This window comes from Faecalibacterium sp. Marseille-Q4896 (assembly GCF_017377615.1).
GTDB classification, from domain to species: domain Bacteria; phylum Bacillota; class Clostridia; order Oscillospirales; family Ruminococcaceae; genus Faecalibacterium; species Faecalibacterium taiwanense.
In genome coordinates, this window is sequence record NZ_JAFREG010000001.1 from 66,744 (window position 1) to 78,806 (window position 12,063).

10 protein-coding genes, 1 tRNA gene and 1 pseudogene are annotated in these 12,063 nt (G+C 53.3%); 5 read left to right on the plus strand and 7 right to left on the minus strand.

Features of this window, described 5'->3' with window-relative positions; genetic code table 11:
- Positions 1-31: 31 nt before the first annotated feature.
- The 3 genes from uvrB (at position 32) to J3348_RS00295 (ending at position 5,153) form a co-directional block, all read left to right on the plus strand.
- Positions 32-2,089, plus strand: coding sequence for an excinuclease ABC subunit UvrB (gene uvrB / locus J3348_RS00285; protein ID WP_097782207.1), 2,058 nt, complete (start codon positions 32-34; stop codon positions 2,087-2,089).
- Positions 2,076-4,940 (plus strand): excinuclease ABC subunit UvrA, encoded by a 2,865-nt coding sequence (uvrA, locus tag J3348_RS00290; protein ID WP_207698024.1) that lies wholly within the window; start codon positions 2,076-2,078, stop codon positions 4,938-4,940. Before uvrB ends, uvrA begins: the two co-directional genes overlap by 14 nt.
- 135 nt (positions 4,941-5,075) lie before the next feature.
- Positions 5,076-5,153, plus strand: a tRNA-Pro gene (locus J3348_RS00295).
- Between the two features lie 134 nt (positions 5,154-5,287).
- Here the strand turns inward: J3348_RS00295 and J3348_RS00300 are convergent.
- On the minus strand, positions 5,288-5,623 hold the full coding sequence (locus J3348_RS00300) for a tyrosine-type recombinase/integrase (RefSeq protein WP_347565337.1): 336 nt from the start codon (positions 5,621-5,623) through the stop codon (positions 5,288-5,290).
- 214 nt (positions 5,624-5,837) lie between these two features.
- Positions 5,838-6,092: pseudogene (locus tag J3348_RS14435) on the minus strand (MerR family transcriptional regulator); the annotation flags it as partial.
- A 117-nt stretch (positions 6,093-6,209) separates the two neighbouring features.
- Between J3348_RS14435 and J3348_RS00310 the strand changes: the two are divergent.
- Together J3348_RS00310 and J3348_RS00315 are read left to right on the plus strand one after the other, a co-directional pair.
- Positions 6,210-6,749 (plus strand): flavodoxin family protein, encoded by a 540-nt coding sequence (locus J3348_RS00310; RefSeq protein WP_207698025.1) that lies wholly within the window; start codon positions 6,210-6,212, stop codon positions 6,747-6,749.
- Positions 6,749-7,501 carry a carboxymuconolactone decarboxylase family protein gene (locus J3348_RS00315; protein WP_207698026.1) on the plus strand — a complete coding sequence of 251 codons (753 nt, stop codon included), beginning with the start codon at positions 6,749-6,751 and terminating at the stop codon, positions 7,499-7,501. The genes J3348_RS00310 and J3348_RS00315 overlap by 1 nt, the downstream gene beginning before the upstream one ends.
- A gap of 180 nt (positions 7,502-7,681) precedes the next feature.
- Here J3348_RS00315 and J3348_RS00320 read toward each other — a convergent pair whose 3' ends face one another.
- From J3348_RS00320 to J3348_RS14340, 5 genes are all read right to left on the minus strand, one after another.
- Positions 7,682-9,319, minus strand: coding sequence for a recombinase family protein (locus tag J3348_RS00320; protein ID WP_242702812.1), 1,638 nt, complete (start codon positions 9,317-9,319; stop codon positions 7,682-7,684).
- 83 nt (positions 9,320-9,402) lie between these two features.
- Entirely contained in the window at positions 9,403-9,867 is a 465-nt protein-coding gene (locus J3348_RS00325; protein WP_207698028.1) for a hypothetical protein, read from the minus strand.
- A 181-nt stretch (positions 9,868-10,048) separates the two neighbouring features.
- Positions 10,049-10,459, minus strand: coding sequence for a hypothetical protein (locus tag J3348_RS00330; RefSeq protein WP_149794255.1), 411 nt, complete (start codon positions 10,457-10,459; stop codon positions 10,049-10,051).
- Positions 10,460-10,549: 90 nt separating this feature from the next.
- Positions 10,550-10,936, minus strand: coding sequence for a hypothetical protein (locus J3348_RS00335; protein ID WP_242702813.1), 387 nt, complete (start codon positions 10,934-10,936; stop codon positions 10,550-10,552).
- Positions 10,937-11,915: 979 nt separating this feature from the next.
- On the minus strand, positions 11,916-12,044 hold the full coding sequence (locus J3348_RS14340; protein ID WP_275541411.1) for a hypothetical protein: 129 nt from the start codon (positions 12,042-12,044) through the stop codon (positions 11,916-11,918).
- Positions 12,045-12,063: the final 19 nt, after the last annotated feature.

Below are 12,063 nucleotides of genomic sequence, written 5' to 3' on the forward strand. Positions count from 1 at the left end.
CTTTGCGCGAGGGCCGGAGAGGAGAGGGAAGATGGCAGACGAAAAATTTGAACTGGTATCCTCTTACCAGCCCACCGGCGACCAGCCGCAGGCCATTGAAACACTGGTGAAAGGCGTGGAGCGGGGCGACCGCTGCCAGACCCTGCTGGGTGTTACCGGCAGCGGAAAGACCTTTACCATGGCAAATGTTATTGCAAAATGCAACCGGCCCACGCTGGTTCTGGCCCACAACAAAACGCTGGCGGCCCAGCTGTGCACCGAGTTCCGGTCGTTTTTCCCCAACAACGCGGTGGAGTATTTCGTCTCCTACTACGATTACTACCAGCCGGAAGCCTATATCCCCAGCACGGATACCTATATTGAAAAGGACAGCGCCATCAACGACGAGATCGACCGCCTGCGCCATTCGGCCACGGCGGCGCTTTCGGAGCGGCGGGATGTGATCATTGTAGCATCGGTTTCCTGCATCTACTCGCTGGGCGACCCCATCGACTACCGCAGCATGGTCATCAGCCTGCGCCCCGGCATGCAGATGGAGCGGGACGAGCTGTGCCAGAAGCTGGTCACTCTGCAATATGAGCGCAACGACGTGAATTTTGTGCGCAACAAGTTCCGTGTGCACGGCGATATCGTGGACATCTACCTTGCCTATATGAGCGAGCTTGCCATCCGTGTGGAATTTTTTGGGGACGAGATCGACCGCATCACGGAGTTCAACCCTCTCACCGGGGCCAAACAGAATGTAGTCAAGCATGTAGCCATCTTCCCGGCCAGCCACTATATCGTCAGCGCCGAGAAGAAGGCCGCAGCACTGGAAAAGATCCGCGCCGAGTGCGACGCACAGGTGAAGCAGTTCACCGCCGAGGGCAAGCTGATCGAGGCGCAGCGCATTGCCCAGCGCACCAATTACGACATTGAGATGCTTAACGAGGTTGGCATGTGCAAAGGCATCGAGAACTATTCGGCGGTGCTCTCCGGCCGTGCGCCGGGCAGTATGCCCACCACTCTGCTGGATTATTTCCCGGATGATTTTCTGCTGTTTGTGGACGAGAGCCATGTTACCCTGCCGCAGGTGCGCGCCATGTATGGCGGCGACTATGCCCGCAAAAAAACGCTGGTGGAGTACGGCTTCCGCCTGCCGTCCGCCTTCGATAACCGCCCGCTCAAGTTCGAGGAAGTGGAGTCCAAGCTGAACCAGATGATCTTCGTTTCGGCTACGCCCGGCGACTACGAGCGGCAGAACAGCACGCAGGTGGCGCAGCAGGTCATCCGCCCCACCGGCCTTTTGGACCCGCTCATTTCGGTGCGCCCGGTGGAAGGGCAGGTGGTGGATCTGTTGGGCGAGATCAATACCCGCATCCAGCGGCACGAGCGCGTTCTCGTGACCACCCTGACCAAGAAAATGGCCGAAGACCTGACCGACTACCTTACCGAACAGGGCATCAAAGTCAAGTATATGCACCACGAGGTGGACACCTTTGAGCGCATGGAGATCATCAAGGACCTGCGCCTTGGCTCCATTGATGTTGTGGTGGGCATCAACCTGCTGCGCGAGGGTCTTGACCTGCCCGAGGTGAGCCTTGTGGCCATTCTGGATGCCGACAAGGAGGGCTTTCTGCGCAGCGAGACCAGCCTGATCCAGACCATTGGCCGCGCGGCCCGCAATGCCGAGGGCCTTGTCATCATGTACGCGGATGTCGTCACCGACAGCATGGACCGCGCCATCACCGAGACCGAGCGCCGCCGCGCCATCCAGATGGCCTACAATAAAGAACATGGCATCGTGCCAAAAACCATCGTCAAGGCCATTGCAGACAGCATCGAGATCAGCGATAAAGCGGAGAACGCTAAGCTGAACACCCGCCGCATGGGCAGGATGGAGCGGGAGGCCGCCATCGAGCGCCTGACCCGTGAGATGAAGGAAGCGGCGAAGCTGCTGGAGTTTGAGCACGCGGCCTTCCTGCGTGACCAAATCGACCGACTGCGCCGGGGCGAGAACCCGACGGTGGACTCTGCGGCAGAAACGGAGCGCAAACAGAATCATTCACAGACACAACGAAAAGGGAGAAAATACCTTGGCAAACGATAAAATCGTCATCAAAGGTGCCCGCGAGCACAACCTGAAAAATGTTAACCTGACCCTCCCGAGGGAAAAGCTGATCGTCATGACCGGCCTTTCCGGTTCGGGCAAGTCGAGCCTTGCGTTCGACACCATCTATGCCGACGGCCAGCGCCGCTATGTGGAAAGCCTTTCCAGCTACGCACGCATGTTTTTGGGCCGCATGGACAAGCCCGATGTGGACGAAATTACCGGCCTATCACCGGCAATTTCCATCGACCAGAAAACCACCAGCCACAACCCGCGTTCCACCGTGGGAACCGTGACGGAGATCTACGATTATCTGCGACTTCTGTACGCCCGCGTGGGCGTGCCCCACTGCCCGGTGTGCGGGCGGGTGATCAGCCAGCAGACCGTGGACGAAATGGTGGACGCGGTGCTCAAACTGGACGAAGGTACGAAGTTTCAGGTGCTGGCTCCTGTGGTGCGCCAGCGCAAAGGCACCCAGCAGAAAGAGCTGGATGCTGCCCGCCGCGGTGGCTATGCTCGTGTGAAGATCGACGGCAACCTGTATGATCTTGACGAAGAGATCAAGCTGGAAAAGAACATCAAGCATACGGTGGAGATCGTGGTGGACCGCCTTGCCATGCGCAAGGGCATCCGGGGCCGTCTGGCAGATTCGCTGGAAACCGCGCTGGCGCTTACCGGCGGCATCGCCGAAGTGGACGTGATCGGCGGCGATTATATGACCTTCAGCCAGAACTTTGCCTGCCCGGAGCATGGCATTTCCATCAGCGACCTGTCGCCGCGGCTCTTCTCCTTCAATAACCCGCTGGGAGCCTGCGAAAAGTGTACCGGCCTTGGCACTTTTATGCGGGTGGACGAGGAACGCATCCTGCCCAACCGGAACCTTTCCATCCGTGAGGGTGCCATCAAGGCCAGCGGCTGGTACTATGCCGAGGGGTCTGTATCCGAAATGTATTACCTTGGCCTTGGCAAAAAGTACGGTTTTACGCTGGATACGCCCATCAAAGAGATGAGCACCGAAGCTGTCAATGCGTTGCTGTACGGAACCAATGGCGAAAAAATTGAGATGCACCGCACGAATGAGTTCGGCAGCGGTGTGTACTATAATACCTTTGAGGGCATCGTGGAGAACCTTGAGCGCCGCTTCCGCGAGACCAACAGCGAGTGGATGAAGGAAGAAATCGGCAGCTTCATGTCCGGCGTGGAGTGCCCGGACTGCCACGGCAAGCGCCTGAAACCCGTGGTGCTGGCTGTGACCATCGGGGATAAGAACATCAGCGATTTCTGCGAGATGTCCATCCGGGACGAGCTGAAATTCATTGCCGAGAACGAACCGAACCTGACCGAAAAACAGAAGCAGATTGGCGGGCAGATCATAAAGGAAATCCGGAATCGCCTGCAGTTTTTGCAGAGCGTGGGTCTGGATTATCTCACGCTGGCCCGCTCAGCAGGCACTCTTTCCGGCGGCGAGAGCCAGCGCATCCGCCTGACCACTCAAATCGGCAGTGCGCTTTCCGGCGTGCTCTATGTGCTGGACGAGCCGTCCATCGGCTTGCATCAGCGCGATAACGACAAGCTTATTGCCACCCTGAAAAATCTCCGCGACCTCGGCAACACAGTCATTGTGGTGGAGCATGATGAAGATACCATGCGCAGCGCGGATTATATCGTGGATGTAGGCCCGGGCGCAGGCGTGCATGGCGGTGAGATCGTAGCCGCTGGCAGCGTGAAGGACATCTGCAAGGCAAAGCGCAGTATCACCGGCGATTATCTCTCCGGCCGCAAACGCATTGCCGTACCGCAGACCCGCCGCACCGGCAACGGCAATTACCTTACTGTACGGGGTGCACGGGAAAATAACCTGCGCAATATCGACGTGAAATTCCCGCTGGGAGAGTTTATTTGCGTTACCGGCATTTCCGGCTCCGGCAAGTCCAGCCTCATCAACGAAATTCTGTATAAGACGCTTGCCTGCGAGCTGAACGGTGCGCGTTCCCGCGCAGGCAAATGCGATGGGGTAGAAGGGCTGGAATTTGTGGATAAGGTCATCGGTATCGACCAGCAGCCCATTGGCCGTACGCCGCGCTCCAATCCGGCCACTTATACCGGTGTGTTCAATGATATCCGCACGGTATTCTCCCAGACACAGGATGCCAAAATGCGCGGTTACGGCCCGGGGCGTTTCAGTTTTAATGTCAAGGGCGGCCGCTGCGAAGCCTGTGAGGGCAACGGTATTCTGCAGATCGAGATGCACTTCCTGCCGGATGTGTACGTGCCCTGCGAGGTATGCAAGGGGGCGCGTTACAACCGCGAAACGCTGGAAGTGAAGTATAAGGAAAAGACCATCTCCGATGTGCTGAACATGACCGTGGAGGAAGCAGTGGTATTCTTTTCCAACCAGCCCAAGATCGCCCGCAAACTGCAGACCCTGTTGGACGTGGGTCTTGGTTATGTAACACTGGGCCAGAGCGCCACCACCCTTTCCGGCGGCGAAGCACAGCGCGTGAAGCTGGCCAATGAGTTGGCCCGCCGCAGCACTGGCAAGACCGTGTATATTCTGGACGAGCCTACTACCGGCCTGCATATTGCAGATGTGCACCGCCTGATCGAGGTGCTGCAGAAGCTGGTAGATGCGGGCAACACGGTTATTGTCATCGAGCACAATCTGGATCTTATCAAGTGCGCCGACCATATCATTGACCTTGGCCCTGAAGGCGGCAGCGCAGGCGGCGAGATCGTGGCCGAAGGCACGCCCGAACAGGTGGCAGAGGTGCCAGGCAGCTTTACCGGTCAATATCTGAAACCGCTTTTGGAAAAAGACAAGCTCCTGCAAGAAAAAGAGCAAAATAAATAAAGCGCGTACTTTCGCAAAAATCAGACTTTTTACGAAAAAAGCAAAGAAAATTGTAAAAATCTGTTGACAAAACTGCTGTATCTGAGTATAATATTTCATGTCGCCACGCTTCGGTAGGGAAGCGGCGGTCGATATCCGGGTGTAGCGCAGTTTTGGTAGCGCGCTTGAATGGGGTTCAAGAGGCCGTGAGTTCGATTCTCGCCACTCGGACCATAAATCCAACGATTTCACGTTAGAAATCGTTGGATTTTTTTGTTTATAGGCTGGCCTCATTTGGTTTTGACCACAATTTTGACCACAATGCCAACGATTTTATCTGGTCTAATTAGTGACGTTCCGTCCAATTTTCAGGCCGAAAACGCCTCACTGAACAACTGGATCGCACTCTGCCGAATGGATTCCTGAACATGGAGATAATGCTCAGTCATCTCGGTGTCGGCATGGCCTACGATGCTCTGGATGGTCTGGATGTCCACGCCCAACGCCTGCATCTGCGACACATAGGTGTGGCGGCAGCTGTGCGGTGTGAGCAAGCGGACATCGCCCGCTTCTTCCAGAGATTTGCGGAACACATCTCGGAAATGGGTGGGGTTGCAGGGCAAGCCGGTCTTGGGGCTTTCCCAGATGAACTGGTCGGTGGTATCCCGCAGCTTGATGGCACACGGGCGAACATTCAGCGGCACCGGAATATCCCGGATTCGGCATCTTCTGTCCCCGCAGCTCCTGTCGGATGGCACGGAACTGCTCCGGCACGTCCGCATCGGTCATCGCACCGGGGACATCCACTGTCCCAGCGGCTTTGGCGGCTTCATAGAACCAGCACTTGTATTCCACAGTTTCTAGTGTGTGCTGTAACTGCTGGATTTGCTGGGTGAGCACCTCGCGCTGATGCCGGAACATTTCCAGCCGGGTGTCAATGGTGTCGTCTCCCTGCATGGAAAGCTCAATATACTGCCGGATATCCTTGATGGACATTCCGGCTTTTTTCATGCAGCGGATGACCTGCAGCCACTCGAAGTCGTTTTCCCGGAACATCCGAATGCCGCCGGAGGAACGCTCCACAAAGGGAAGTAACCCTTCTTTGTCGTAGTAGCGCAGGGTGGAGGCAGGTACGTCCAGCTTTTGTGCCATTTCACCTACGGTATAGATCATCTGAAACCTCCGTTTTTTCAAAAAGCCCTTGACTTAAAGTGCGCTTTAAGTTGTATGATAAAATCAAACTTTATCAACATCATAATGCGGATGCACTCCGCTGTCAAGGAGGTTCCTATGAGCAAGAAGGTATTGATTTTGTCTGGCAGTCCCCGGAAGGGCGGTAACTCTGATATTCTATGCGATGAATTTCTGCGTGGAGCGCAGGATGCCGGGCACAAAGCAGAAAAGATCCGGGTCGCTGAGAAAAAGGTAGCTCCCTGTTCCGGCTGCTACTACTGCAGCACCCACGGCGGAGCCTGCGTCCACAAGGATGATATGGCAGACATCCTGCAAAAGATGATCGATGCCGATGTCATTGTGCTGGCAAGCCCGGTATACTTCTACTCCATCAGTGCCCAGTTGAAGGCAGTAATCGACCGTACCGTGGCACGGTGGCTTGAGGTCAAAGACAAGGAATTTTACTACATCACCACCATGGCAGACGAGGAAAAAGCCTCTGCGGACACTACGCTGGCCTGCTTCCGGGGCTATGCAGACTGCGTGGAAGGAGCCGTGGAAAAGGGAGTCCTTGTAGCGGGCGGTGTCTATGAGCCGGGTGCGGTGCGAAACACCTCTGCAATGGCACAGGCTTACGAGATGGGGAGGAACGTATAATGGCAGTGAAACAGACAGCAGGGCGGGATGCTCTGGGCGAATTTGCGCCCAAATTTGCGGAACTTAACGATGAAGTACTATTCGGGCAGGTGTGGAGCCGAGAGGATAAACTCTCCCTCCGGGACCGCAGCCTTGTGACGGTGATAGCACTGATGGCGCAGGGACTGACGGACTCCTCATTTCAGTATCACCTGACGGCAGCAAAAAACAATGGTATTACCCGGACTGAGATTGCAGAGATCCTGACCCATGCGGCGTTTTATGTAGGTTGGCCCAAAGCGTGGGCGGCTTTCCGCATGGCCAAGGAAGTCTGGGCAGAGGACGCTGCAGAGGATGCCAAGGCAAAGCACCAGAGTGAAATGGTGTTCCCCATCGGTGCATCCAACGACGGTTTTGCACAATATTTCAGCGGAAAAAGCTATCTGGCACCCTTGTCCACCGCACAGGTTGGCATTTACAACGTCACCTTTGAGCCGAGCTGCCGGAACAACTGGCACATCCACCATGCCGCAAAGGGTGGCGGGCAGATCCTTATCTGCGTGGCAGGCCGGGGCTACTATCAGGAATGGGGCAAGGCGCCGCTGGAGCTGCATCCGGGCGATGTGGTGAACATTCCCCCGGAGGTCAAGCACTGGCACGGTGCTGCACCCGATTGCTGGTTCTCTCATCTGGCAGTGGAAGTACCCGGCGAAGGCACCTCTAACGAGTGGTGCGAGCCGGTGCCGGAAGAAACCTATAAGGAGTTGCGGTGATGCGGTTTGATGTACACCCAACCACGATGAAACAAAAACAGGGTGCGTCCACCCGGACGCACCCTGCCAAAAGCTACAGACGATAGCGATATGTACAACAGGGAGTTCCCCAGAGCAGAGTTCCCATAAAACAGTATTTGCAAAAGTTCCCTAAATGGGGAAGATTTGGCGTGACTTCGGTCACGCCTTTTCTTTTGCTTCCAGTTCATCCAGAGGGATGTACCCCAGCCCGTCGTACTTGATATGGATGTGCTGCACCCGCTTTCCGCTGGACTTATCCGGGGCATCTACATAGATAGCCGACACCAGTTCACGGAGAGCATAGGGGGTGAGCTCTTCAATATGAACGTACTTGTGTGCTTTCTGGACGAATTTTTCAATATTTTCGATTTGCTGTTCCTGTACTTCGATTTCCTGTTGGATAGAGAGAGCTTCCTCTTCTAGATGCTTCTGTTCGGCATCGTAGCTCTGGCTCATCATGTCAAAACGTTCATCGCTCAGCTTTCCGCTGGCGTTGTCCTCGTAGATTTTCATGAACAGCCGTTTGAGGTCTGCAATCCGCTTCTCATTCCGGGCAAGCTGCTTCTTCAGGACGGTCAGCTTTTCGGTGCTTTCCACCCGAAGCTGCTCCTCCATGACCTTGCGGAAGTAGTCCTCATGACGGAGAATGTAGTCCGTCACCCGCTGAACATGGCTCAGCACACGTCCTTCCAGAACCTTTACCCGGATGAAGTGTCCCTTGCACTTGCTCCCGTTCTTCTTGTGCAGAGAGCAATCAAAGAAGTCTTGACTGAAGTCCCTGTTATTGGACGAACCATATTGCATCTTGGAACCGCAGTCAGCGCAGTAGACCATACCGGAGAAAATGCTGCTCTTGCCTGTCCGGGTCATGCGGTGACGCTGGTTACGAATCTCTTGAACCTTTTCAAACACATCATCGTCAATAATGCGCTCATGTGTATCTGGGAAGATAGCCTGATTTTCCACAGGATTCAGATGTCTCTTTTTATCCCAGATAGAGTTAGTATAGGTCTTGAAGTTGACTGTGCAGCCAGTGTACTCCCGGCGTTCCAGAATCAAACTTACTGCTCTTTTATCCCAGCGGTAAGGGTCTTCCGGGGCAGGTGCGTTTGTACTCCGGCCATGGCTCAGCTTGTAGGCGGTGGGAGTCAGAACTTTGTCCACCCACAGTTGGTTTGCAATTTGGGTCGGGCCACGTCCCTCCATGCACATGGAGAAGATGCGCTTCACAATCGCAGCCGCTTCCGGGTCAACAAGCCAATGCTTCGGGTTTTCCGGGTCTTTTACATAGCCGTACGGAACATTGACCGTCAGCGGCACTCCACGCTCTCCCTTGGCCTTCTGGACAGCCCGAATCTTGCGGCTGGTATCGCGGGCGTAAAACTCGTTGAACCAGTTCTTAATACCCGCAAAATCGTTGTTCACGCTGTTCGGGTCAATGGTGTCGTAATTGTCGTTAATGGCAATGTAGCGAACGCCATACTGGGGAAAGGTAAAGTTTGTGTACAGACCCGTCAAGGCAGAGTTACGCCCCAGTCGGGACAGGTCTTTCGTGATAACGATTCCTACACGCCCTGCTTCGATCTCGACCAGCATACTCTGAAAGCCGGGGCGGTCATAGTTCGTGCCGGAGTAGCCATCATCCACAAAGAACACTGGGTTCGGGAAGTGGTTCTTTTTGGCGTATTCCAGAAGGATAGCCTTCTGGTTCTCAATGGACAGGCTTTCGCCGAGCCGTGCGTCCTCTTGCGACAGTCGGCAGTAAAGTGCGGTGATCTTATTCGTTGCTCCAGACATTGTTGTGTCCTCCTTACTCTGTGGAGCAACTGTCAGTACAGGATTGGTTAACGGGTCAAGTATAGCAGAATTAGGCGCAGTTGTCATTCGTCTGCACCCTCATCTTCAAATTTTTGCTGGGCGTTCTTGGCAACAATGCGCTCCAGCTTCTTCAAAAAGGATTCCTTGCCCTCATAGCTGCCGGTCACGGTGTAGGTGGTGTGACCGACTTTCTCCGTGGTGGTCAGTTCTGGAATCCAGAAAGCGGACAGGTTCTTGACATGGAGGTTGCCGTTCTCGTCCACATAAGAGCTGTGTTTCTTCTGCTCTTCGGTCAAGGGCTTCCGCTTGAAATAGATTTCATTTTCGGAGATGCTCACGGTTTCGCTGGCCTGCTCCTTCGGGGTATCGTCATACAGCTGGGCGAAAAATGCCAGTGCATCTTCGGGTGAGTCTTCCTCCATGAGCTGCTCGAAAATCTGCTGTTCCTCTGCCGAGAGGTTATTCCATGCGGCTTCCAACTCCTGCTCGTTGGCTGCGTTGACAAAGGCTTCGATCTCTTTTTTCATGGTGCATCCTCCTTTGGCTGCGAAAAGCGTTTTTTCAAAAAGTATGGGTTTTCGTGAGAGCAAGAATCGTCCCGTGGCCACAAATTTTCAATTCCTGAAAATTTCCTGCCCCTTTGGACAGCTTCTTGTTGGGGCGTGCCTGCCCCAAACCCTGCTAGAAACAAGTACGGCAAACTGGAATTTATCTGCTACCACTTTCTTCTCGTTTTCCAATTCCTTTTCTGTAATTTTCCATAAGCCTAACACAATGGTCTGCTATATTCTTCATTCCAAGTTTCTCGAAAAAAGCAACCTGCATTCCCATCATTTCTTCACAAACAACCATTTTCTGCTCATCTGCATTACTAATAGCGAGCCATGGGAATGCCTTATATCTTTTAGTGTCACCAATGAGAAAATTGTACCCTATCAACTTTTCTTCGCGAAAAACAAAATAGAATTGAGGTCCTGAACCCGGAACCGATTTTTCCATAATTCGCTGCATTGTTTTCACTCCGCCGTATGCTGGAATAAAACCTATTTGCGCAAGAGCGTTTAGAATATCAGTTCTTTTATCTGTAGGTATGTCTCTATAATTGATGATCTGCTCCATTTGCTTTGCCCTTGTTGGATTCCGATTTTTTGCTCTATTTGTTCTCCGCTAAATAGGAAATTAGCTTTCTGTTTAAAAGGCTGGAAGCTGTCACTTTATTTTTTGTTGAATCTTAGCCAAAATACTTTCTATTACAAGTGTTACCGTTATAAAGGCTCCTACAAAGGTGTAGTAGTTTAAACCATACATCAACGGCAAAAGAGAAACAACTACTGTAATAATTGAAAGGACAAACAATGCTTTGAGAACACTGTTCTTCTTCAATGAAAACAATGAAAGCAAGAAGATGGCAACGGTAAGTATGGCTGTAATAAGTGGGGCAAAATTTGCATAGCCAAACGGTGTAAGGCTAAAGTATGAGAATGTTTCTTTTACTCTTTCTGTTGGAGATGTTGCAAAAATGCAAACTGCTCCCAAAGGCAGCGATTCTAACACTATTGTTAAAGCCGGCAAAACCACTAAGCAAACTTTCTTCATGTTGTACATCTCCTTTACAAATTCCGATTTACTGGGCCAAACCAAGTATACCATATTCTCCAATGAAAGAATACCCCTATATAGGAGAATTTGGCCGATTTACTGCGTACATACGTACCAGAACCCTGTACGCACGTACGTAGCGATTTGCCCGAAACGCACTCTATACAGCCGTTCCCCCTCGGAGAGCCCACTACACTTTGCAGACCGCAGGGATGAAAGCGTCATAGTGGGTTATTACACTTCCGCAGAAGTGCCTTTTCCTCGCCGCAGACAGCCCGGTGCACCTTTGTGAGAGCTTTCTGTGCGGCGAATCCACATCGCCCACAGGCGATGTGAGCAGGGATTCCAAGGGGTGCAGCACACCCTTGGCACACGACTTTGGTACAAAGTCTAGTGTGTTACACCTTGCCAGAGGCGTACACATTCCTGAAATGCAAAAGCCCCATGCCCAACACCTTGACGGTGCGGACATGGGACTTGGTGCTTCCTCGGCCTAGCCGGGTACTCGTAACCAATCCTGACAGGCAGTTGCCGTGTCATTTCTCGAAAACTGTTTTACGAATACCCAGCAAGCGGGAACTTCCTGTTTTTCGTTGTTTGCATGATGAGCCTGCTCTGCCTGCCATAGGCAAGCTCGCGTTTTCGCAGCGCAGCGGAGCAATGAAAGCCCCAGTGGGGCTTTTAAGCGACCGAACGGTCTTGCGTTAGCAAGATGGAGGGGCCTCCGCCCCGACAAGTGACCGCTGGCCTTCCGCGCTGTTCCAGCAGACAAGGATGGCCGGGTAGAATGCCCGCGCCAGACGGTCAATGACTTCATCGGGATAAGGGGAAGTATTTATGGACTTTTTCTTTTTGTTCAAACGCACGCTCCTTTGATCGTCCCACCGTGGCAAAGTCGGGCGAGAAAATCAAAGTTCCAATTTTTATCAGGCGCAAGGGCGCGGAAGTTTTCCACCCTGCACTTGCGGCTGGTGGCTCATTGATGGCTTAAAGCAAAAAGCTCTAGGCTTAACCCCTCTTCTTTGCGGATCTTTCTGATTCGTTCTCCAACAAGGGATGCTAGTTCGGCTGGTTCAGATTCAGGCTGATCTTTCGCTTTTTTCACAGAGAACACCTCATTTGCG